The organism is Massilia agrisoli (genome assembly GCF_020831365.1).
Lineage (GTDB): Bacteria > Pseudomonadota > Gammaproteobacteria > Burkholderiales > Burkholderiaceae_D > Telluria_A > Telluria_A agrisoli.
In genome coordinates this window covers 122,474-143,839 of sequence record NZ_JAJHPV010000004.1, presented here as the reverse complement: position 1 = coordinate 143,839, position 21,366 = coordinate 122,474, and the positions used below count along the sequence as shown (strand labels likewise).

The window sequence follows — 21,366 nt, the reverse complement described above, 5'->3', positions numbered from 1 at the left end:
ACAGCGAGTTAGCTGAGGCTTAAGCCAGCTGCTTCAGCATCGTCTCGGCATTCGACACTTCGAAGCCGCCGCCCTGCTCTACGTTGAGTTGCTTGACGACGCCGTCTTCCACCAGCATCGAGTAGCGCTGCGAGCGCGTGCCCATGCCGAACTTGGAGAAGTCAGCGTCCAGGCCCAGTGCCTTCGAGAAAGCTGCGTTACCGTCAGCCATCATGCGAACGATGCCGGTCGCCTTCTGGTCGCGGCCCCACGCGCCCATCACGAACGCGTCGTTGACCGAGATGCACCAGATTTCATCGACGCCGGCGGCCTTGAATTCGGCTGCGTGCTGGACATAGCCTGGCACGTGCTGTGCCGAGCAGGTTGGGGTGTAGGCGCCAGGCAGGCCGAAGATCGCGATCTTCTTGCCCTTGACCAAGTCAGCTACCTGGAAAGTGTTCGGGCCGAGTGCGCAGCCTTCGGTTTCGGTCTCTACGAATTCAGCCAGGGTGCCTTCCGGGAGGCGGTCGCCGATTTTAATGGTCATGTATGACTCCTTGTAGTGTTGTTGGGGGAAATGGTTGTCCAGTATGCCTGATCCGCCATTTTTCTGCTGGCGACGCCCCAAAAAGTAGGGCGGAAGAGCGAAGCGTCATCCGCCGATTTGAACTCGGCGGATGACGCTGCGCTCTTCCGCCCTATGGCGAACGAGTACGCTTAAAACTTAGTCAGCTTGCTTGCGCAGGAACGCTGGAATGTCGTAGGTCTCGACGCCATTGCGCTGCATCGCCTGGACCTGCTCCGACGCCTGCTCGCGGCGCCATACGGCCGGCTGCTTCATGCCGTCCATCGCGCCGCCCACGCCCGATGCGGAACCCATGGTGACGCCTGCCGAAGCCGCGCCCATGCCGCCCGACGCCATCATCGGCTGGTTGTGGGTACCGGTGCGCAGCATCGGGGTCTGGACCAGCTGCATTGCCTTCTTGGCCTTGCCCAGGCCAGTGGCCACTACGGTGACACGGATATCGTCGCCCATCTCGTCGTCGTACGCGATACCTTGCGCGATCGATGCGTCAGGCGCTGCAAACGCGCGCACCGCAGCCATGACTTCCTTGATCTCCTTACCCTTCAGGCCACGGCTTGCGGTGACGTTGACCAGCACGCCGCGCGCGCCGGACAGGTCGATACCGTCGAGCAGCGGCGATGCCACTGCCTGCTCGGCCGCGATGCGTGCGCGGTCCACGCCCGATGCGGTCGCGGTGCCCATCATCGCCTTGCCCTGCTCGCCCATGATGGTCTTGACGTCGTTGAAGTCGACGTTGATATGGCCAGGGACGTTGATGATCTCGGCGATACCCGCAACCGCGTTGTTCAGTACATCGTCGGCGTGCTTCATCCAGTCCAGCATCGATTCATCTTCGTAGATGTCTTCCAGCTTTTCGTTCAGGATGATGATCAGGGAATCGACGTGCGCCGACAGGGCTTCAAGGCCTTCTTCAGCGATGTCCATGCACTTCTGGCCTTCGTACGAGAACGGCTTCGATACGACGGCCACGGTCAGCGCGCCCATCGACTTGGCGATCTCCGCGACGATTGGCGCCGCGCCGGTACCGGTGCCGCCGCCCATGCCTGCGGCGATGAAAACCATGTGCGCGCCGCGCAGCGAGTCTTCGATGCGGTTGCGCGATTCTTCCGCCAGCTGGCGGCCGACCGCCGGCTTCATGCCTGCGCCCAGGCCGGTCTCGCCGATCTGGATAATGTTATGCGCCGACGACGCGGCCAGTGCCTGGGCGTCGGTGTTGGCGGCGATGAACTCGACGCCGGAAACGCCCTTGTTGATCATGTGCTGAACCGCATTGCCACCTGCGCCGCCGACGCCGACGACCTTGATGACGGTTCCCAGTGCTGCGTTATCAACCATATCGAACTCCATGATGTACTCCTGATGAATTTGCCGTTTCCAAGCGCCAGGGCTCTTATGAATATGAAACCTGGAGATTGAAAACTGCGGTTATTTATAAAAATCTCTTTAAAGACAATGCCGAATCGTGCTGCCCCGCCCTGCTTTGCAACTTAAAAATTACCTAAGAACCATTCCTTCATCCGCTGCCACACCGCCTTCACCGAGCCATCCTGACGCGTCACGATGTGCCCACGCAAATACTGCTTCTTCGCTTCCAGCAGCAGGCCGAGGACAGTCGCATAGCGCGGACTGCGCACGACGTCAGCCAGCTGGCCGCGGTAGTCCGGCGTGCCAAGGCGCGCCGGCTTGAGGAAGATGTCTTCGGCCATCTCGGCCATGCCCGGCATGATCGAGGTGCCGCCGGTCAGGACGATGCCCGACGAGAGCACGCCTTCGTAGCCGGAATCGCGCACCGCCTGGTGCACCATCGCGAACAGTTCTTCGACGCGCGGCTCGATCACGGCGGCCAGCGCCTGGCGCGACAGGCTGCGCGGTCCGCGGTCGCCCAGGCCCGGCACTTCGAGCGTTTCGCCCGGGTCGGCCAGCACCTGCTTGGCCACGCCGTAGCGGATCTTGATTTCTTCGGCTTCCGATGTCGGCGTGCGCAGCGCCATCGCGATGTCGTTGGTGATCTGGTCGCCGGCGATTGGAATAACCGCGGTATGGCGGATGGCGCCGTCCGAGAACACGGCGATGTCGGTGGTGCCGCCGCCGATGTCGATCAGGACCACGCCCAGCTCTTTTTCGTCGGCCGTCAGCACCGCATCGGCGGACGCCATCGGCTGCAAAATCAGGTCCGACACTTCAAGGCCGCAGCGGCGTACGCACTTGACGATGTTCTGTACCGCCGACACCGCGCCGGTCACGATGTGCACGCGCACTTCGAGGCGCACGCCGCTCATGCCGATCGGCTCGCGCACGTCTTCCTGCTTGTCGACGATGAATTCCTGCGGCACCGTGTGCAGCAGCTGCTGGTCGGTGGCAATGGTCACGGCCTTGGCCGTTTCGATCACGCGCGCCACGTCGGTGGCGGTGACTTCCTTGTCCTTGATCGCGACCATGCCGCTCGAATTGAACGAGCGGATATGGCTGCCCGCGATACCGGCATACACGTTGCGGATTTTGCAGTCGGCCATCAGCTCGGCTTCTTCAAGCGCGCGCTGGATCGACTCGACGGTGGCCTCGATGTTGACGACGACGCCTTTCTTCAGGCCTTTCGACTCGTGCTGTCCGAGCCCGATGACCTCATGCCGTCCGTCGGCCATCACCTCGGCCACCACCGCCACCACCTTGGAGGTGCCGATGTCGAGTCCGACGATCAGATTTTTCGCGTCTTTTGTCATTTTGCTGGCCTACTGTTTATTCCGGTTTGTGCTGCTGGTTGAATTCGTTTTTTTTGTTACAGCCTTTACAGGCTTCGTTATGTCCTTCGGTACCGACAGGCCGTGGGCCGATAGTGCAAGCCCGTTCTGGTACCGCATGTCCACCGTCGCGATCCCCTCTTTCAACAGGTTCGACAACTGCGGATAAATCCCCACCAGCCGGTCGACCCGCGCCTTCAGCGTCGTCGCGTCCTGCTCCCTGCCCAGCGCCACCTGCATCCCGTTGGTGAACACCACTGTCCATGCATAGCGCGACGACAGGTTCAACTCCGCCGGTATCAGGCTCACCGGCGCAAACCAGTCGCGCAGGTGGAGGAACCGTGCCAGCACTTCCTTCTCGCTGCCCTTCGGGCCATCGAAGGCCGGCAGTTCATGGTCCTCGTCCGCCTCGGCCAAGTTGGCGGTGAAGATATCGCCCTTCACCGACAACAGCCTGCCGTCCGCGCCCCACGTGCCCAGCGCTTCGTGCTCTTCCACTTCCACTACCAGCTGGTCCGGCCACTCGCGCCTGACCGTTGCGCGCCGTACCCAGGGCACCTGCTCGAACGCGCCGCGCACCTGCTCCAGGTCCGTCGTGAAGAAATTGCCCTTCACCTTGCCCAGCATGCCCTGCGTCAGCGTCAGCTTGTTCACATGCTTCAGGTCCATCCCGTACATGTGCTGCACATACACCGTGCGCAGGTCAAACATCGGACGCTGCGAGATCCACCAAACGCCTGAACCCAGCAGCGCGATGACAACCAGCGCAATTAAAGTGTTCGCCGTTGCGTTCAAGGCCCTTACGTCTTGCCACATTCGCGCTTAGCCCTGTCCCTTCGCCATCTTAAGGCGTGCCGAGCGCAGGATTTCCACGCACAGGTCTTCATAGCTGATACCCAGCGCGCGCGCAGCCATCGGCACCAGCGAATGCGAGGTCATGCCCGGCGAGGTGTTCGCCTCGATCAGGAACGGCTTGTTGTCCGATTCGCGCAGCATGAAGTCGATGCGTCCCCAGCCTTCGCAGCCAAGCGCGTTATAGGCCAGTACAGCGAGGCGCTGGATTTCAGCGGTGGTCGCGTCATCGAGCACCGCCGGGCAGAAATACTGCGTGTCGTCGGTGAAGTACTTGTTCTGGTAATCGTAGTTACCGCCCGGCGCCACGATCTCGACGATCGGCAGCGCCTTTGCGGTGCGGCCCTTGCCCAGCACTGCGACGGTGAACTCGCGGCCGGTCACGAACTGCTCGGCCAGCACAACGTCGCCCAGGCTCGCGGCCAGCTCCACCGCGGCTTGCAGTTCGGCCTCAAGCATGACCTTGGTGATGCCGATGGTCGAGCCTTCGAGCGGCGGCTTGATCATCACCGGCAGGCCCAGTTCGGCCACGACTTTCGACAGGTCCGAGCCGGCATCGAGCGTTGCGTACTTAGGCGTCGGAAGGCCATCCATCAGCCAGATCTTCTTGGTGTAGACCTTGTCCATGCCGATCGCGCAGGCCATCACGCCGCTGCCGGTGTACGGAATGTTCAGCTGTTCCAGCGCGCCCTGCAGGCTGCCGTCTTCGCCGAAGCGGCCGTGCAGCGCGATGAACACGCGGTCGAATTTTTCAGCAGCCAGCTCGGCGATGCTGCGCTCGCCCGGATCGAAGGCGTGGGCGTCGACGCCCTTGGCCTTCAAGGCTTCCAGCACGCCGGTGCCGGACATCAGCGACACTTCGCGCTCGGCGGAGCGGCCGCCGAACAGCACGCCGACCTTGCCGAATTCATTGGTGGTAGTTGCGCTCACTTCGAGGCTTCTCCATAGGTTGTCAGTTTGTTGGGAATGCCGCTGATCGAGCCGGCGCCCATCGTGATCACGACGTCGCCGTCGCGCACCACGTTCATCAGGGTGGCCGGCATGTCGGTCATCGACTCAACGAAAATCGGTTCGATCTTGCCGCCAACGCGCAGCGCGTGCGCCAGCGCGCGTCCGTCGGCAGCGACGATCGGCTGCTCGCCCGCCGCATACACTTCCGAGAGCACCAGCACGTCCGGCGCCGACAGCACCTTGACGAAGTCTTCAAACAGGTCGCGCGTCCGGCTGAAGCGGTGCGGCTGGAACGCCAGCACCAGGCGGCGGCCAGGATAGGCGGCGCGCGCGGCCTTCAGCGTGACTTCGGTTTCCACCGGGTGGTGGCCGAAATCGTCGACCAGCGCGAACGTACCGCCGCCAGGAATGGCCACGTCGCCGTAGCGGGTGAAGCGGCGGCCAACGCCGCGGAATTCGGCCAGGCCCTGCTGGGTGGCTTCGTCTTCGATACCGAGTTCGCGCGCGATCGCAATCGCCGAGCAGGCGTTCTGCACGTTGTGCATGCCAGGCTGGTTCAGCACGAAGTCGGTGTCCGGGTAGCCGGCCTGGATGACGGTGAAGTGCATCTGCAGGCCTTCGGCGCGCGCATTCACGGCGCGCACCTGGGCGTCTTCAGAGAAGCCGTAGGTGGTGATCGGCTTGGTCACTTGCGGCAGGATCGAGCGCACATGCACGTCATCGATGCACAGCATCGCGCGGCCGTAGAACGGCAGGCGGTGCGTGAAGTGCACGAAGGCGGCCTTGAGCTTTTCGAAATCGTGCTCGTAGGTGTCCATGTGGTCGGCGTCGATATTGGTAATCACTTCCAGCATCGGCGACAGGTTCAGGAAAGACGCATCCGATTCGTCGGCTTCGGCCACGATATATTCGCCGGTGCCCAGCTTGGCGTTGGCGCCGGCGCTGGTCAGGCGGCCGCCGATGACAAAGGTCGGATCGAGGCCGCCCTGCGCCAGAACCGAGGCGACCAGGCTGGTGGTGGTGGTCTTGCCGTGGGTGCCGGCAATCGCGATGCCGCGCTTGAGGCGCATCAGTTCACCGAGCATGATCGCGCGCGGCACAATCGGGGTCATCGCCGCGCGGGCAGCGACAACTTCCGGATTGTCGGCCTGGACGGCGGTCGAGGTGACCACCGCATCTGCGTTTGCGACGTTTTCGGCGGCGTGGCCGCGCATCACGGTCGCGCCCAGTTCTTCGAGGCGCTGGGTAGCTGCGTTGGTGCCGAGGTCCGAGCCCGACACGTTGTAGCCGAGGTTAAGCAGCACTTCGGCGATGCCGCTCATGCCGCTGCCGCCGATACCGACGAAATGGATATTCTTGATCTTGTGCTTCATGCTTTTTTGTCCGTTCCGGCCAGTTGTTCCAACACATTGGCGATCGCGTCGTTCGCGTCGCGCTTGCCCACCGCTTTTGCCGCCACCGCCATCTCAAGGCAGTCGTTGCGGGTCAGCGATTGCAGCAAGGCCGCCATACTTTTTGCACTCAATTCCTTTTGCGGCAGGTGGATTGCCGCATGCTGCTTTGCCATCCACACCGCGTTATCACGCTGGTGACTGGTCGTCGACGCCATGAAAGGCACCAGCACGCTGGCCACGCCGGCCGCCGTCAGCTCGGACACTGTGATCGCGCCTGCGCGGCAGATCACGATGTCGGCGTCGGCGTAGGCAGCCGCCATGTCGTCGATGAAGTCGACCACGTTCGCTTCGACGCCAGCTGCGGCGTACGAGGCGCGCAGCGCATCGATGTTCTTCTTGCCCGACTGGTGGGTCACCAGCGGACGTTCGCCCTGCGCCAGCATCGCCAGTGCGGCAGGCACGCTGTCGTTGAGCACCTTGGCGCCCAGGCTGCCGCCGACCACCAAAATGCGCAGCACGCCGGTGCGCGATGCGAAGCGCGCCTCCGGCGACGGCATGTCCAGGATTTCCTTGCGCACCGGGTTGCCGGTGACGACTGCCTTGTTCGCGGCGCGGCCGAAGTCGGCCGGGAAGCCGAACATCACGCGCTGGGCGATCGGCGCCAGCGTCTTGTTCGACAACAGCAGCGCGGCGTCGGCATTGACCAGTGCCAGCGGCACGCCGGCGCAGCGCGCCATCATCCCGCCAGGCACGCAGACGTAGCCACCCATGCCAAGCACGACATCCGGCTTGCGGCGGCGGATGATGCCCATGCAGGTGACGAAGCTGGCCGCCATCTTGAAGGCGCCTTGCACGGTGTGGCCGAGGCCCTTGCCGCGCATGCCCGCGAAGTCGATGGTGTCCATCTCGATGCCGTTTTTCGGCACCAGGTCGGTTTCCATGCCATGCGAGGTGCCCAGCCAGCTTACATCCCAGCCGCGCTGGCGCATGGTCTGCGCAATCGCGATGCCAGGGAAAATATGCCCGCCGGTGCCGGCAGCCATGATCATCAGGCGCTTCATGGGCGGCCTCCGCGCATCAGAACACGGTTTTCGTAATCGATACGCAGCAAAATCGCCAGTCCCACGCAGTTGAACAGCACGCCCGAGCCGCCGTAGCTCATCAAAGGCAAGGTCAGTCCCTTGGTTGGCAGCAGGCCGAGGTTCACGCCCATGTTGATGAAGGTTTGCACGCCGATCCAGATGCCGATGCCTTTTGCGGTCAGGCCCGCGAACACCTGGTCGATGGCGATGGCCTGGCGGCCGATGTCGAAGGCGCGCTTGACCAGCCAGTAGAACATCGCGATCACGACCAGCACGCCGGCCAGGCCGAGTTCTTCGCCGATGACGGCCATGATGAAGTCGGTGTGCGCCTCCGGCAGGTAGTGCAGCTTTTCGACGCTGCCGCCGAGGCCAACGCCAAAGAACTCGCCGCGGCCGAAAGCGATCAGGGAGTGGGTCAGCTGATAAGCCTTGTCCAGCGCGTTGTCTTCCTGCCACGGATCAAGGTAGGCGAACATGCGGGCGCGGCGGAATGGCGACAGCGCGATGATCGCGCCGAACGTCGCCACCAGCAGCATCACGATGCCGCCGAACCAGACGATGTTGATCCCGCCCAGGAACAGGATGCCCATGGCGATGCAGACGATGACGCCGAACGCGCCGAGGTCGGGTTCGAGCAGCAGCAGGCCGCCAATCAGGGTGATCGCGGCGGCCATCGGCATGAAGCCCTTGGTCAGCTTGTGCATGTATTCCTGCTTGCGCACCGTGTAGTCGGCCGCGTACAGCACTGCGGCGATCTTCATCACTTCGGACGGCTGCAGGTTGAAGATCTTCAGGTTCAGCCAGCGCTGGGCGCCGTTGACGGACACGCCGATGCCTGGAATGAGCACGATCGCCAGCAGCACCAGCGTAGCGACGAACATCATCGGCGCATAGCGCTGCCACACCGCGATACGGATGCGGAACACGAACAGCGCGGCGATCACCGACACCACGATGAAGATCGCCTGGCGCTGCAGGAAGTAGTTGTTCTTGTAGTTCGCAAACTTCGGCGAATCAGGCAGCGCGATGGAGGCGGAATACACCATCACCATCCCGAACAGCATCAGCAGCAGCGTTACCCAGACCAGCGGCTGGTCGTATTCCATCATTTTCGACGGACGCGCGCGGCCACCCGACAGGGCGTCGGACGACGATCCGGAGAATTTGAATGGAAGCTGGATGGCCATCAGATGTCCTGTCCCTTTTCCAGTGCCAGTTCGCGCACCGCATCGACGAACACCTGCGCGCGGTGCGCGTAGCTGGTGAACATGTCCATGCTGGCGCACGCAGGCGACAGCAGCACGCAATCGCCGCCCTGCGCCAGTCCCGCGGCGCGCTGCACTGCTTCAGGCAGCGTTGCGCAATCGACCATGTCGACGCCGGCTGGTTCGATCGCGCTGCGCAGCAGCTTCGCGTCGCGGCCGATCAGCACTACCGCGCGTACGTAGCGCGAGACAGGTTCGGCCAGCGGATCGAATTCCTGGCCCTTGCCGTCGCCGCCGGCGATCAGCACAATTTTCTGGTTCTCGCTGCCGAATGCCTTGCCAAGGCCATTCAATGCCGCGACGGTTGCGCCGACGTTGGTGCCCTTGCTGTCGTCATAGAAGTCGACGCCATCGATCGTGGTGACCAGTTCGACCCGGTGCGGCTGGCCCTGGTATTCACGCAGGCCGTGCAGCAGCGCCGCGAACGGCAGGCCGATGGCGCGGCACAGGGCCAGCGCCGCCAGCGCGTTCGATGCGTTGTGAATGCCGCGGATGCGCAGCGCGTCGGCCGGCATCAGGCGGTTGACGATGCAAGGCACCTCTTCCACCGGCTCATTCTTGCGACGCTTCTTTTCACTTTCTTCGCCCGGCACGCCGACGGCGAGCCACAGCACGCCGCGCTCGTTCTGCAGGCCGAACGACCCGGCCTGCGCCGGCTCGTTGGTGCCGAAGGTGACCACATCGGCGGTTGGCGCGGCCATGCGCATCACCGCTGCGTCGTCGCGGTTCAGCACGCGGACGGTGTGCTCACCGAAGATGCGGGCCTTGTCATTGGCGTAGGACGCCATGTCGCCGTGCCAGTCAAGGTGGTCCTGGGTCACGTTCAGCACCGTCGCCGCATCGGCGTCGAGGCTGAAGGTGGCGTGCAGCTGGAAGCTGGACAGCTCAAGGATCCAGGCTTGCGGCAGTTCGTCCGCATCGAGCACTTCGCGCAGCACGTCAAGCGCCGCCGGGCTGATGTTGCCGGCCACGCGCGTCGTCAAGCCCGCGCGTTCGCACAGCAGGCCGGTAAGGCTGGTGACCGTGGTCTTGCCGTTGGTGCCGGTGATCGCGATGACCTTCGGCGCGTAACCGCGCTCCTGTTTCAGGTGTGCGAGCGCCTGTGCGAACAGTTCGATCTCGCCCCAGACAGGGATGTTCTTTTCTTGCGCCGAAGGGGTGATGTCGGCCAGCTCGCGCTGCGGCATCAGGCCAGGGCTGACCGCCACGAAGTCGACGCCGTCGACCAGGCTTGCCGCCAGTGGGCCGCCGACGAATTCCGCGCCAGGCACGGTGTCGTGCAAGGCCGGCAGGCGCTGTGGCTCGGCGCGCGTGTCCGCCACGCGCACGGTTGCCCCGCAGCGTGCCAGCCATTGCGCCATTGCGAGCCCGGATTCCCCGAGCCCCAGCACCAGTGCCTTTTTGCCTTCGTAGATCATTATTAGCGCAGCTTCAGTGTGGACAGGCCGATCAGGACCAGCATCATCGTGATAATCCAGAAGCGGACCACGACCTGGGTCTCTTTCCAGCCCTTTTGTTCAAAGTGGTGGTGCAAAGGCGCCATCAGGAATACCCGCCGCCCCACGCCGTACCGCTTCTTGGTGTACTTGAACCAGCTCACCTGGATCATTACCGAGATGGTCTCGGCCACGAAAATGCCGCCCATGATGAACAGGACGATTTCCTGGCGCACGATGACGGCGATGGTGCCGAGCGCGCCGCCCAGCGCCAGCGCGCCGACGTCGCCCATGAACATCTGCGCAGGGTGCGCGTTAAACCACAGGAAGGCCAGGCCCGCGCCAGCCATCGCGCCGCAGAAGATCAGCAGTTCGCCCGCGCCTGCAATGTGCGGGATGAACAGGTATTTCGAATAAGTCGCGCTACCGGTCAGGTAAGCGAACAGGCCAAGCGCCGAGCCGACCATCACGGTTGGCATGATGGCCAGGCCATCGAGGCCGTCGGTGATGTTGACCGCGTTGCTGGAGCCGACGATGACGCAGTAGGTCAACGCGATGAAGCCCCACACGCCGACCGGATAGCTGATGGTCTTGAAGAACGGGACGATCAGGTCGGCCTTTGGCGGCAGGTCCATCGAGAAGCCCGACTGCACCCACGCGAAGAACAGTTCCCACACCTTGGCAGGAGTCGCGGCGGACACCGAGAACGCCAGGTACAGCGCGGCGGCGATTCCGATCAGCGACATCCAGAAGTACTTTTCGCCCGAGCGCATGCCTTCCGGGTCCTGGTACACCACTTTGCGGTAGTCGTCGACCCAGCCGATGGCGCCGTAGCCCAGCGTGACCACCAGCACAGGCCAGATCAGGCGGTTCGACAGGTCGGCCCACAGCAGGGTCGATACGCCGATGGCGATCAGGATCAGCACGCCGCCCATGGTCGGGGTGCCGTGCTTTTTCAGGTGGGTCTGCGGACCGTTGGTGCGCACTGCCTGGCCAACCTTCATCTGCACCAGCTTGCGGATGACGAACGGACCCGCGATCAGGCCGATCAGCACCGCCGTGATGGTGGCGAACACCGCACGGAAGGTGATGAAGTTAAAAACGCGCAGCGGACCGATTTCGTCCTGGAAGAATTGTGCGAGCCAGAGCAGCATATTAGTGGGCTTCCTTGCCAGAGTTGTGTTGTCCAAGCAGGTGCTGAACCACGCGTTCCATCTTCATGAAGCGCGAGCCCTTCACCAACACAGTTGCGTCAGATTTGGTGCCCAGCTTTGCGTCCAGTGCTGCCAATAACTCGTCAAACTGCTCAAAATGTTGTGCGCCGGCGGCCGTCATGTGGCGCGCCAGTTCGCCCGTCGCCAGCACGGTGGTGATGCCGCGGCTGGCCGCATAGGCTGCGATCTCTTCGTGGAACTCGCGTCCCTGCGTGCCGACTTCGCCCATGTCGCCCAGCACCAGGATGCGCGGCTCGGCCGCTTCGGCCAGCACGTCGATGGCGGCGCGCACGGAATCCGGATTGGCGTTGTAGGTGTCGTCGATGACCGTCGCGCCGCATGCGGCCTGCTTGCGCTGCAGGCGGCCGCTGACCGGCGCGAACGACTCAAGGCCGCGCACGATGGCGTCGCGTTCGACGCCTGCCGCGACGGCGCAGGCGATGGCAGCGAGCGCGTTGCGCACGTTGTGCAGGCCGAACGCCGCCAGCTGCACGGTAAAGGTGCCGTCGCCCTTGCCGGTGCCGGCGACCGTGACATCGAGTTCGCTGCCGGCGCCCGATGCGCGGTGCGCGCAGCTGACGTTGGCGGCGCTGGTGAGGCCGAAGGTGATGACCTTGCGCTGGCCGCGCTGCTGCGCGAGGCCCATCCACAGGTCGGTGTAGGTGTCGTCGGCCGGGAACACGGCCACGCCGTCAGCCGGCAGGCCCGCGATGACCGCGCCGTTTTCCTGCGCTACCGCTTCGACGGTGTGCATGAATTCCTGGTGCTCGCGCTGCGCATTGTTCACCAGGCCGATGGCCGGCGCCGCGATCGCGGTCAGGCGGCCGATTTCGCCGGGATGGTTCATGCCCAGTTCGACCACGGCGGCCTTGTGCGCTTCGGTCAGCCGCATCAGGGTCAGCGGGACGCCGATTTCATTATTCAGGTTGCCGCGGGTTGCGAGACGGCCTTCTTCGCCGTACGCCGCCGCGAGGATGGACGCGATCATTTCCTTGACCGTGGTCTTGCCGTTGCTGCCGGTGACGCCGATGACTGGGATGTCAAAACGGGTGCGCCAGAAGTTGGCGATCTGGCCCAGCGCGACGAGTGTATTCGGCACCACGATGGCTGGCAGCTTCAGTCCCGGCGGCAGCTGCTCGACGACGACCGCGCCCACGCCGCGGCTGGCGACCTGTTCGAGGAAGTCGTGGCCGTCGAAGTTCTCGCCGCGCAGCGCGACGAACAGCTCGCCGGCGCTAGCCGTGCGGCTGTCGGTGGTGACCGATTCGAAGGTCGCGTTCTGCGTCATGCGTGCGCCCGCGATCGACGGGACCATCAGTGCCAGTGAGCCGCGCATCAGTTTGTCCTCATCATGGTAACGCGCGCGGCGAAGGCCAGCGCGGCGTGGTCTGCATCGGAAAACGGCATCTTCTTGCCCTTGATTTCCTGGTACGGCTCGTGGCCTTTACCGGCAACCAGGATGACATCCTGCTTCGCGGCGTGCTTGACCGCCGAGAGGATCGCCGCAGCGCGGTCTTCGATCGCCTGGAAGGTCGATTCAGGGTGGTTCTTGTCCATGCCGCGAACGATCTGGTCGATGATCTCGCCCGGTTCTTCGCTGCGCGGATTGTCGCTGGTGACCAGCACGTGCTGCGCGATCTGCGAGATGGCGCCCATCTGCGGGCGCTTGCCCGGATCGCGGTCGCCGCCGCAGCCGAACACGCACCACAGCTGGCCGCCGCGCTCATCGGCCACCTGGCGCAGCGCCTGCAGGGTTTTCTCCAGTGCGTCTGGGGTGTGGGCGTAATCAATGACGACCATCGGCGCGTCCTGGCCACCGACCTGCTGCATGCGGCCCGGGGCCGGGGTCAGCGCTTCGAGCGCATCGACGCCGGCGCGGAGCTGAGTGCCTTTGGCCAGCAGCGCGCCGAGCACCGCCAGCGCATTGCTGATATTGAAGTGGCCGACCAGCTGGGTCTTGACGGTAGCGGCGCCGTACGGCGATTCAAGGTGGAAGTCGGTGCCCGCGTGGCGGCTGCGGAACTGCGACGCGCGCAGGATGGCGACGCCGTCGAGCTGCGGCTGGGCGACTGCGTCGCGCAGCGTGTAGCCGATCAGCGCGAGCGCATCGCCGAACTTGGCGCGCAGGTGCTCCACGAGGCGCAATCCGGCTGGGTCGTCCAGGTTAAGTACAGCGGTCTTCAGGTGAGGCCATTCAAACAATTTAATCTTGGCCGCTTCGTAGCTGGCCATGTCGCCGTGATAGTCGAGGTGGTCGCGCGTCAGGTTGGTGAACAACGCGACATCGAAATGCATGCCGGAGGTACGGCCCTGCTCCAAACCAATCGATGATACCTCGATCGCCAGCGAGGCAGCGCCCGCTTGGCGTACTTGCGCAAGCTTGCCTGCAAGCAGTACCGCGTCAGGCGTGGTGTAGCCGGTGACGTCGTATTCAGGTTCGCCGCGGCCGCTGAACAGGCCAACGCCGAGCGTGCCGATGACGGCGGTCGGGCTGCCCAGGCGCGACATGGCCTGGCCGAGCCAGACCGCGCACGACGTTTTGCCGTTGGTGCCGGTAACGCCGACGGTGAACATGCCCGCGTCCGGCATGCCGTAGAACGCATGGGCGATCTCGCCGGCGTGGCGTTTCAGGTGCTCGACGGCCAGGTGCGGCACATCGAGTGCGTTATCCCAGGCATAGTCGGTGGCTTCGAACAGCACGGCGGCTGCGCCCTGCTCGACGGCGGTCTTGATGTAGTCGCGGCCGTCGTTACCCTCGCCTTTGTAGGCGAAGAAAACGTCGCCCGCCTTGATGCGGCGCGAGTCGGATGCCAGCTGCGCGTTGGGCGCAGTGTCGCGGATCCACTGGCAGATGTCCTGGATGCTAACCGGGGTCACAGGCTGTCCTCCAGAGGGTTTTCAGGAATGATGATATCGGTGACGGTTGAATCGGGCGGCACGTTGGCGGCGCGCAGCGCGTTGGCGGCCAGCGCGGCAAATGTCGGCGCGGCGACCCAGCCGCCGGTGCGGTACACGCCGCTGACGTCGTCGAGCATGACGGCGATGATGAAGCGCGGGTTCGACATCGGCGCGATGCCGACAAACGAACCCACGTTGCGGTTGTTCGAATAGCGGCCGTTGATCAGCTTCTGCGCCGTACCGGTCTTGCCGCCGACACGGTAGCCTGGCACCTGCGCCTTCGACGCGGTGCCTTCAGGGCCGACCACGCTCTCGAGCATCATGCGCATCTGGCGCGCCGTCTTTGGCGAGATCACCTGCTGGCCGACCGGCTGCTCGGTGACCTTCTGGAACGACAGCGGGATGATGTCGCCGTCGCGCGCGAAGATCATGTACGAACGGGCCAGCTGCAGCAGCGATACCGAAATGCCGTGGCCGAAGGCCATGTTGGCCTGTTCGATCGGCTTCCACGATTTATACGGACGCACGCGGCCAGCCACGGCGCCAGGGAAGCCGAATTTAGGCTGCTGGCCGAAGCCCGACTTGGTGAAGATCTCCCACATCTCCTGCGGCGGAATCGGCAGCGCGATCTTGGCCATGCCGATGTTGGACGACTTCTGGATGATCTCGGCGACGCTGAGCGCGCCGTAGGTGTGCATGTCGCGGATGCGGCGGTCGCCGATGACCATGAAGCCCGGCGCGGTTTCGTACATGGTCTCTGGCGTTACGCGCCTGGTTTCCAGCGCCAGCGCCACCGTGAACGGCTTGAGCGTGGAGCCGGGCTCGAAGGTGTCGGTCACCACGCGGTTGCGCAACTGCTCGCCGGTCAGCTTGCGGCGGTCGTTCGGATTGTAGGTCGGGTAGTTGGCCAGCGCCAGCACTTCGCCGGTCTTCACGTCCAGCACCACGGCGGCGCCGGCCTTGGCGTTGAACTTCTCGACCGCTTCTTTAATGCTGGAGAAGGCGATGTACTGCAGCTTGCTGTCGACCGACAGGGTCAGGTCCTTGCCGTCGTGCGGCTGCTTCGACAGGCCGACGTCTTCGACGATGCGGCCCAGGCGGTCCTTGATCACGCGGCGGCTGCCGGTGGCGCCCTGCAGGGTCTTCTGCTGCGCCAGTTCCATGCTCTCCTGGCCGGCGTCTTCCACGTTGGTGAAGCCGACCACGTGGGTCATCACTTCGCCCTGCGGGTAGAAGCGCTTGTATTCCTTGCGCGTGTCGAGGCCGGCGATTGCGAGCTTGTCGATCTTCGCGATCACGTCCATTTCGACCTGGCGCTTCAGGTACACGAAAGTGCGGTCCGAATCGAGCTTCTTGCGCAGTTCGGCATCGCTCATCTCGAGCAGGCGCGCCAGTTCGGCCAGCTTTTCAGGCGGCGACTTGAGTACGTCTTCCGGGATCGCCCACACCGCCTTGACCGGCAGCGACGACGCCAGCACCTGGCCGTTGCGGTCCATGATCTTGCCGCGCGTGGCCGGCAGTTCGATGGTGCGCTCGTAGCGGCTCTTGCCCTGCTTTTGCAGGAACTCGTTGGACATCCCCTGCAGCCACAGGGCGCGCACGGCCAGCGCCGCAAATGCCGCGAACAGCACAAACAAGACGACGCGCGAACGCCAGGTCGGCAGGCTGACCGCCAGCACCGGGCTTTTCGAGAACGACACCCCTTTCGAGGCAGCGACCCGCGAGTTCACGCCGTTAGCGTTGCGCTTCATTTGTCGCCCTCCGTGAGGTACTGGGTACGTGCCGGCGACAACGGCGCCATGTTCAGTTCAGTGCGCGCGATCTCTTCGATGCGGGCGTTCTTGCCCAGGGTCGACTGGTCGAGCTGGAGCTGGGCCCAGTCGATGTCGAGCTGGCGCGACTGCTGCTGGAGTTTTTCCAGTTCGATGAACAGGTTGCGCGCCTTGTACTGCGAGTTCACCAGCGCCAGCGCGCAGCTCACCAGCAGCGCGGCGAGGACCAGGTTGATCTTGAAGCTCATGCGGCAGCTCCGGCGAACGGCAGGCGTTCGGCCACGCGCAGGACCGCGGAGCGCGAACGCGGGTTGTCCTTCACCTCGGCCTCGGAAGGCTTGATCTTGGCGACCAGCTTCATCAACGGCTGCGGCAGGTCGACGGCGCGGATCGGCAGGCGGCGGTCCGGCTGCTCGACCTTGGCTTTACTGGCCAGGAACTGCTTGACCATGCGGTCTTCCAGCGAATGGAAGCTGATGATCGACAGGCGCGCGCCGGGCGCGAGCAGCGCGTACGCTTCGCCTAAGCCTGTCTCGAGATCTTCAAGCTCTTTATTGACGAAAATCCGGATAGCCTGAAAGGTACGGGTGGCCGGATCCTTGCCCTTTTCGCGGGTCTTGACCGCGTTTGCCACGATACCGGCAAGCTGTCGTGTGGTTGAAATTGGTTCGACTGCCCGGCTAGCAACAATCGCCTTTGCAATCTGAAAAGCAAACCGTTCTTCCCCATAATCGCGCACTACCTTTTCCAGTTGTTGTTCGGTTGCCGTTGCCAGCCACTCGGCCGCCGAGACGCCGCGCGTGGTATCCATGCGCATGTCGAGCGGACCGTCTTTTTGAAAGCTGAAGCCGCGCGCGGCGTCGTCGACCTGCGGCGAAGAGATGCCCAGGTCGAGCAGGATGCCGTCCACGTGGTGCACGCCGCGCTCCTGCAGCGCGCTCTTCATGGTGGCGAAGCTGTCGTGCACGATCTCGAAACGGGGGTCGTTGATCTGGTTGGCGGTGGCGATGGCCTGCAGGTCCTTGTCGAAGCCGAACAGGCGGCCCTTCGGCCCCAGCTTCGACAGGATCAGGCGGCTGTGGCCGCCGCGGCCGAAGGTGCCATCTATATAGATACCGTCGGCGCGCGCGCCTTCGATGTTAAGCGCATCTACCGCTTCATTGAGCAGCACCGTCCGGTGCTGGAACTCAGGCGCCGCCACTGTGGTCATTCGCTGGCGCCTTTTAGAAGGAGAAATTGGAAAGGACGTCGGGCATGCCGCCGGCAACAGCTTCCTGCTCGCTTTCGGCCAGCTTGGCGGCGTCCCAGATCTCGAAATGGGTGCCCATGCCGAGCAGCATCACGTCGCGCGTCAAGCCGACGGCCTGGCGCAGTTCCGGCGAAATCAGGATGCGGCCTGCCGAATCCATCTCGACATCGCAGGCATTACCAAGGAAAATCCGCTGCCACGCGCGCGCGGACATGGGCCAGGCGGCGATCTGGTCGCGATGCGATTCCCAGACCGGGCGCGGGAAGAACAGCAGGCAGCCGTGCGGGTGCTTGGTAAGCGTGAGCCGTCCTTCGCACTGAACCGCGAGTGCGTCACGATGCTTGGCCGGAATTGACATCCTGCCTTTCGCATCGAGGTTGATTGCGGACGCACCTTGAAACACGTTTTAGCCTGGTTCTGGATTGATTTTATGTAACTGCTGTTTTAGTTCGGGAAGCTTCTTTGTCTCCCACAAAACTACACTTTTTCACACTGTTGCCCACTTTAGAGTAAGCATTGAAGTGGGTCAAGCGGTTTCCGTATCGAAAATCGGAATTTTTCTAATGAAGTCAATGACTTAGCGCACTTCGTTGAAGCGGCATCGCGAGAAAATGTGTCATAAAACAGGCACTTAGAAAAGACATTGAATGTGCTACTTCATCTGTACGGTGGCGATTTCCGCCTGATTGAGCTAAAACAAAATCAATACCAGCTTACTTTTTAGCAACAACTTTGGTTACAAGTGAAATTGCAGAAACCAAGTAGTAGAGTTAGGATAAAGGCGCAGGTGCAAGGCAAACCAAGCGTCAGGAGAATGTCATGAACATCACCCTAGCCCGTACCCGCGCCGTGTACGACCTGAGTGAAGTGCAAGGCGCCCTCGACCGCAGCAAGGGCCGCTCGCCGGAGCTCGAAGCGTTCTACGAACGCATGCTCGACAACGGCGCCGAGCGCTTTGTCACCACGCCCTCCTCCACCGACGCGCTCGCTCCCCTGATGGACGAATGCCCCAACTTCGACGAAGTGGTGGCTGACCTGCGCCGCTACGTGGCGCTGGCCAATGCAGGCGACGGCGGAATCAATGTGATGCCGATCCTGCTGCTGGGCGACCCCGGGGTGGGAAAAACCCACTTTGCCAAGCGGCTGGCCAGGGCGATGGCAACCGAGTGTGAACTGATCAGCATGAACGCCTTGTCGGCCGGCTTTGTTATTACAGGCAGTTCGGCCAGCTGGAAAGGCGCCAAGTGCGGCAAGGTGGCCGAGCGTTTGGTCCGTGGTCAATATGCCAACCCGGTAGTGGTGCTCGATGAGGTGGAAAAAGCAAGCGGCTCGACCCAGTCCGATCCGCTGGCGGCACTGTACCAGTTATTGGAGCCGGAGACCTCGCGCGCGTTCCGCGACGAGTTCATCGATGTGGAAATCGATGCGAGCCAGATTTTTTGGGTGCTGACCGCGAACAGCACCGATGGAATACCAGCGCCGCTGCTCAACCGGATGGCCGTGTACGACGTGCCGGCGCCAACGCCGGAGCAGGCCGCCGGGATCGCGCAGCGGATTTATGCGGGGCTGGTGGCCGAGCTGAAGCTGGTGAAGTTTGCGCCGGAGCTGTCGTCCGCAGTGCTCGACAAGCTGGCCGGGGTGTCGCCGAGGGACATGCGCAAGACTTTATTAGATGGGCTGGGATACGCGGCGGCGGATGGGCGCGATGAGGTGAGCGGCCAGGATATTCGTTTGAAGACGACGCCGGCGAAATCGCGGATCGGGTTTTGATTATTCGCTCGAAGTCCCCCACGCGAAATCGCAATCGCCAGTCGGCGGTTTCGATTAGTACTTTGAGAGGGCAGCTTTGGGCTGCGCCAATGGGACCGGCCGACATACACTCTACGACTTTGCATTGCCTCACCTGTTATGCTGATCCAACGGACGGGTTCGGGCCAGGAGCGGTCCAAGTTACAATGCTTTTCGTTGTTCATTCCTCAAAGCATTCATGCCCTCCTTCCACCCTGTTCGCTTCTTCGCCATATTGATGTGCATGTCCGCCGCCTTGACGCTATCGTCAGCGCGGGCGCAGGACCGGCAGCCCAAGCCGTCGACCGGGAGCCTGGAGCGCATCGAACTTCCCTCGCGCCATATTGAAAATCGACCGGTGGACGTGTGGCTGCCGACCGACTACGTGGAGCGCGTCCGTCGAGGCGAGCGGTTTCAGGTGCTCTACATGCATGATGGCCAAATGTTGTTCGACCCAACCACGACCTGGAACAAACAGGCCTGGCACGTCGATATAACGCTCGACAGATTGATGCGCAATGGGCAGATTGCCCCAACGATCGTCGTCGCCATCTGGAATCGGGACAAATTCCGCGCCTCGGAATACTTTCCAAAAAAAGTACTGGAGCGCCTGGCTCCTAAGCAACGCAGATTCATGCTCGACACCTACATGGAACGAAAGGCGCAATCGGACAACTATCTGCGCTTTCTCGTCGACGAACTCAAGCCGGTGATCGACAGCCGTTATGCGACCCGGCGAGGGCGCGAGTCGACATTCGTCATGGGTTCGAGCCGGGGCGCCGTTCTTTCGGTCTATGCCATGAGCGAATACCCGCGCGTGTTTGGCGGTGCAGCCGGGCTGTCCGTTCACTGGATCGGCAAGTTCGAACGGAATGCCGCCATCCCCATGGCCACCTTCGCCTACCTGAGCGAGCATCTGCCGGATCCGGCCGGACGCCGCCTCTATCTGGACCGCGGCACCGAGACCCTGGATGCGATGTACGGTCCCAGCTTCGATTTCGGCGCTGAAGTCATCCGTGAACGTGGCTACACGGACGCCAATTACATGCACCGGGTTTTCCCCGGCACCGATCACAGCGAGAGGGCCTGGTCTGAACGCCTGGAGATTCCGCTGCTCTTTCTGCTCGCCAAGCGAGGTCCTTGACTGTGCATGGACGGGATGTGCGTCTGATCGACAGCGGTCATGCTCCGTGTGACGGGAACCCGGCCCAAAGGCGGTCGCTAGAACACGTCTGCAATCGGCCAAACGCGGACATAGCTGCAACTGCAAGCGCTGATGGCGTTGAGGGAAAAAGTACATTTCAGCCCGCTATTTCTGCAATTCATCGCATTGCTTCGAGGATCCGCTTGCCGAGGCGTTATTGTCGAAAAAATGCAGCAAGAACTCGCGCCTGCGAATGTCTCATCAATTGAGTCGAGGTACAGGTCTACCGTGCAGTCAACGTCTCGACACACAATCTCGCTCCTCAAAGAGGGTTCTAAAGCAAGTTCACAATATTTGAAAGCGATCAGAGCAATGCAAAAGCGAAATGGACGTTGGCCACTACAACTGGGTGGCGTCGTAATATTAGGGGCTGCCGTTCTTCATGTGGGAGCAGTTTTCTCAGGTCCAGGCTTGATAGCGGCATTGGGAGCGCCTCCAAACATTGTTGAGTCAGCAATGCAGGGGACCTGGGTTGCTCCAGTAGTAATCTCCAGTATTGCGATGCTTCTCTTCCTCGTTGGGTTTGCTGCGTTATCTACAGCAGGTAACATTCGATCCTTACCCTTATCCCGGCCTTTGCTCTACGCCACATCGGCGGTTTTCATGCTTCGAGCAGCGGCCTTGCCAGTCATTCTCGCGGTCGTTCCAACAGCCCCAGCACAGGTAAGCCTATTCGAGGTAATGACATCGATTCTGTGCTTCGTGCTGGGCGGGTTGTTCTGGGTCGGCTTGCGGCGCACTAGGGGACAGGCCAGCATTGTTGGATCCTGAGCAAGTCTGCGGACGTCCGCTGTGGGTTGATTCCGGTCCTTTGGCAACCGCCAGCAGTCGCCCAGGAATCGACATTTAATGCCTCAGACGATTCGTTCGTTCGTCAGCGGGTGATCTCGATTTAGATGTACTACCATTCGCGAAGCGAATGTCCGAGTTTTCGCAATCCACCCGCATCTCGGCAAGT

18 protein-coding genes are annotated in these 21,366 nt (G+C 62.7%); 2 read left to right on the top strand and 16 right to left on the bottom strand.

Features of this window, described 5'->3' with window-relative positions; all coding sequences use genetic code 11:
- Nucleotides 1-19: 19 nt before the first annotated feature.
- The 16 genes from LMJ30_RS02065 to mraZ form a co-directional block, all read right to left on the bottom strand.
- Nucleotides 20-526: a peroxiredoxin gene (locus LMJ30_RS02065; RefSeq protein ID WP_229430677.1), complete on the bottom strand. Its 507-nt coding sequence runs from the start codon at nt 524-526 to the stop codon at nt 20-22.
- A gap of 177 nt (nt 527-703) precedes the next feature.
- Nucleotides 704-1,912: a cell division protein FtsZ gene (ftsZ, locus tag LMJ30_RS02060; protein WP_229430676.1), complete on the bottom strand. Its 1,209-nt coding sequence runs from the start codon at nt 1,910-1,912 to the stop codon at nt 704-706.
- Nucleotides 1,913-2,052: 140 nt separating this feature from the next.
- Nucleotides 2,053-3,285: a cell division protein FtsA gene (gene ftsA / locus LMJ30_RS02055; protein ID WP_229430675.1), complete on the bottom strand. Its 1,233-nt coding sequence runs from the start codon at nt 3,283-3,285 to the stop codon at nt 2,053-2,055.
- 9 nt (nt 3,286-3,294) lie between these two features.
- A complete protein-coding gene (locus LMJ30_RS02050; protein WP_229430674.1) occupies nt 3,295-4,119 on the bottom strand; it encodes a cell division protein FtsQ/DivIB in 825 nt (274 codons plus the stop codon).
- A 6-nt stretch (nt 4,120-4,125) separates the two neighbouring features.
- The gene (locus LMJ30_RS02045; RefSeq protein ID WP_229430673.1) at nt 4,126-5,085 is read right to left on the bottom strand and encodes a D-alanine--D-alanine ligase; all 960 of its coding nucleotides are present in this window, start codon (nt 5,083-5,085) and stop codon (nt 4,126-4,128) included.
- On the bottom strand, nt 5,082-6,479 hold the full coding sequence (gene murC / locus LMJ30_RS02040) for a UDP-N-acetylmuramate--L-alanine ligase (RefSeq protein ID WP_229430672.1): 1,398 nt from the start codon (nt 6,477-6,479) through the stop codon (nt 5,082-5,084). Before murC ends, LMJ30_RS02045 begins: the two co-directional genes overlap by 4 nt.
- Entirely contained in the window at nt 6,476-7,561 is a 1,086-nt protein-coding gene (gene murG, locus LMJ30_RS02035) for an undecaprenyldiphospho-muramoylpentapeptide beta-N-acetylglucosaminyltransferase (RefSeq protein WP_229430671.1), read from the bottom strand. The genes murC and murG overlap by 4 nt, the downstream gene beginning before the upstream one ends.
- Nucleotides 7,558-8,769, bottom strand: coding sequence for a putative lipid II flippase FtsW (gene ftsW / locus LMJ30_RS02030; protein ID WP_229430670.1), 1,212 nt, complete (start codon nt 8,767-8,769; stop codon nt 7,558-7,560). The genes murG and ftsW overlap by 4 nt, the downstream gene beginning before the upstream one ends.
- The gene (murD, locus tag LMJ30_RS02025) at nt 8,769-10,265 is read right to left on the bottom strand and encodes a UDP-N-acetylmuramoyl-L-alanine--D-glutamate ligase (protein ID WP_229430669.1); all 1,497 of its coding nucleotides are present in this window, start codon (nt 10,263-10,265) and stop codon (nt 8,769-8,771) included. Before murD ends, ftsW begins: the two co-directional genes overlap by 1 nt.
- 2 nt (nt 10,266-10,267) lie before the next feature.
- Nucleotides 10,268-11,437, bottom strand: coding sequence for a phospho-N-acetylmuramoyl-pentapeptide-transferase (mraY, locus tag LMJ30_RS02020; protein WP_229430668.1), 1,170 nt, complete (start codon nt 11,435-11,437; stop codon nt 10,268-10,270).
- Nucleotide 11,438: 1 nt separating this feature from the next.
- Nucleotides 11,439-12,833 (bottom strand): UDP-N-acetylmuramoyl-tripeptide--D-alanyl-D-alanine ligase, encoded by a 1,395-nt coding sequence (locus LMJ30_RS02015; protein ID WP_229430667.1) that lies wholly within the window; start codon nt 12,831-12,833, stop codon nt 11,439-11,441.
- Nucleotides 12,833-14,374, bottom strand: a complete 1,542-nt coding sequence (locus LMJ30_RS02010; RefSeq protein WP_229430666.1) for a UDP-N-acetylmuramoyl-L-alanyl-D-glutamate--2,6-diaminopimelate ligase — start codon at nt 14,372-14,374, stop codon at nt 12,833-12,835. Before LMJ30_RS02010 ends, LMJ30_RS02015 begins: the two co-directional genes overlap by 1 nt.
- On the bottom strand, nt 14,371-16,146 hold the full coding sequence (locus tag LMJ30_RS02005) for a peptidoglycan D,D-transpeptidase FtsI family protein (RefSeq protein ID WP_229430665.1): 1,776 nt from the start codon (nt 16,144-16,146) through the stop codon (nt 14,371-14,373). Before LMJ30_RS02005 ends, LMJ30_RS02010 begins: the two co-directional genes overlap by 4 nt.
- Complete coding sequence (gene ftsL / locus LMJ30_RS02000) at nt 16,143-16,415, bottom strand: cell division protein FtsL (RefSeq protein WP_229430664.1); 273 nt, start codon at nt 16,413-16,415, stop codon at nt 16,143-16,145. The genes LMJ30_RS02005 and ftsL overlap by 4 nt, the downstream gene beginning before the upstream one ends.
- Nucleotides 16,412-17,377: a 16S rRNA (cytosine(1402)-N(4))-methyltransferase RsmH gene (rsmH, locus tag LMJ30_RS01995; protein WP_229430663.1), complete on the bottom strand. Its 966-nt coding sequence runs from the start codon at nt 17,375-17,377 to the stop codon at nt 16,412-16,414. The genes ftsL and rsmH overlap by 4 nt, the downstream gene beginning before the upstream one ends.
- Before the next feature lie 13 nt (nt 17,378-17,390).
- The gene (mraZ, locus tag LMJ30_RS01990) at nt 17,391-17,819 is read right to left on the bottom strand and encodes a division/cell wall cluster transcriptional repressor MraZ (protein WP_229430662.1); all 429 of its coding nucleotides are present in this window, start codon (nt 17,817-17,819) and stop codon (nt 17,391-17,393) included.
- A 416-nt stretch (nt 17,820-18,235) separates the two neighbouring features.
- Between mraZ and LMJ30_RS01985 the strand changes: the two genes are divergently transcribed.
- Both LMJ30_RS01985 and LMJ30_RS01980 read left to right on the top strand, forming a co-directional pair.
- Nucleotides 18,236-19,186, top strand: coding sequence for an AAA family ATPase (locus LMJ30_RS01985; protein ID WP_229430661.1), 951 nt, complete (start codon nt 18,236-18,238; stop codon nt 19,184-19,186).
- A 217-nt stretch (nt 19,187-19,403) separates the two neighbouring features.
- Nucleotides 19,404-20,348: an alpha/beta hydrolase gene (locus LMJ30_RS01980; RefSeq protein WP_229430660.1), complete on the top strand. Its 945-nt coding sequence runs from the start codon at nt 19,404-19,406 to the stop codon at nt 20,346-20,348.
- Nucleotides 20,349-21,366: the final 1,018 nt, after the last annotated feature.